The sequence below is a fragment of the Synechococcus sp. R55.2 genome, assembly GCF_047462075.1.
Taxonomy (GTDB): domain Bacteria; phylum Cyanobacteriota; class Cyanobacteriia; order Thermostichales; family Thermostichaceae; genus Thermostichus.
In genome coordinates, this window is sequence record NZ_JANSIH010000020.1 from 1 (window position 1) to 1,478 (window position 1,478).

Annotated in this window: 2 protein-coding genes; one reads left to right on the forward strand and one right to left on the reverse strand. The window is 60.7% G+C overall.

The features are described 5' to 3' along the window. The coding region (locus NW838_RS00720; RefSeq protein WP_414427302.1) for a DEAD/DEAH box helicase at positions 1-1,199 on the reverse strand (1,199 nt) is incomplete at its 3' end. A 97-nt stretch (positions 1,200-1,296) separates the two neighbouring features. Between NW838_RS00720 and NW838_RS00725 the strand changes: the two genes are divergently transcribed. Continuing rightward, positions 1,297-1,478 (forward strand): hypothetical protein (locus NW838_RS00725; protein WP_414427303.1); only part of this gene is annotated, 182 nt, incomplete at its 3' end.

Below are 1,478 nucleotides of genomic sequence, written 5' to 3' on the forward strand. Positions count from 1 at the left end.
GCTCCGCTGCGATTGTGCAATGCCGCTACTGCTGCCGCCGGGCTGGACATTACGCAGCGCAAAAGGGCCAGCGCTCCCCAGTAGCGCACTCGCTGCTGGCGCTTCTCTAGTTGCTGCCCTGTGCACACCAATTCCGAGCAAAACCCATAGGTGTCCTCGAACAGCTTGCGCTGCCCCTCAGAAAGGGTGTAGGTTTCATCTTCAGCTTCCCGGGTTGGAAAACAGGTGAGCTCCTGCCAAGTTTCCCGAATATCTCGCCGCGTGCGCTGGACAAAATGACGGGCTAGCTGGACGCGTTGGTCTTCGTTGAGATCCTGGAGATCCCATGTCTCGAACTCGGGCCGCAGCAGCCCCAGCAGCGAGCGGAACGCCTCTTCGACACCGCTGTGGGGAGTTGCCGTCAGCAGGATCAGGTGGCGGTTGGGGTTTTGGGCCACCGCTTTGAGCAGACTGTGGCGCTCCTGCTGGTTTTTGCCATGGGCCGCCGCTGCCCCATGGACTTCGTCGGCAATGACCAGCTCAGGACAAAATTGCAGAAATGGGTGGCGGTTGCGCTCGGTCTTGACGAAGTCAATGCTGGCCACCTGGACAGGAAAGTGCTCGTAGAGGCTGCGCCCAACAGGGGTTTTTCGCTCCAATTGCCCCACCGTTCCCGAGCGGATGACCACTGGCTCCAGGTTAAACTTCTCGGCCAGCTCACTGGCCCACTGCTCGCACAAATAGGGAGGGCACAGGACACAAAGGCGTCGGATCTCGCCGCGATCCAAAAGCTCCCTGGCTATCAGCAGCGCCTCGATGGTCTTGCCCACCCCTACGTCGTCGGCAATCAATAGCCGCACCGGATCGAGGCGCAGCGCCATGAGCAAGGGCACAAACTGGTATACCCGTGGCCGAATCGAGAGGCGCCCCAGAGAGCGAAAGGGAGTTGCGCCCTCCCGTAAAATCAGCCGGGCCGCCTGCCAGAGGAGAAGGGTACTGGTGGCATCGGCAGGATGATCCCCAGAGGGCCAAGGAAAGGCGGTAGGCTCCACTCGCTCGAAGGGCAAGGTGCCGCCCACAAGGTTCATCAGGTGTCGGTGAATGCAAACCGCATCTTCTGGGGTGCCGGTGAGGGGCCGCAGCACCACAATTTCTTCTGAATCAGCGGGGAGCACCACCCACTCGCGGTTGCGGCAGCGGACAATTGAGCCAGGCTGCATGGGATCCCTGGGAGCGACCTACCTTTTCCATTGCATCTTAGATACTCTTTGGGGACAACTCTCTCCCATCTCCCAATACCCTGCCGGCAGCGGTAGGATGAAACGGAGCCGGCCTCAGGTACCCCTCTGGCCCACCGACATCATGAGCAGCCCCCGTTATCCGTTTGAGCGTGTTCGCGAGCACTTGCTCTTCCAATCTTTGGAAGATGCCGAGTGGAAGGCGCTGACGGCTGCCCTGTTGCCCAGCCGCTTTTCCCCAGGCCAGGTGATCTTCCAGGA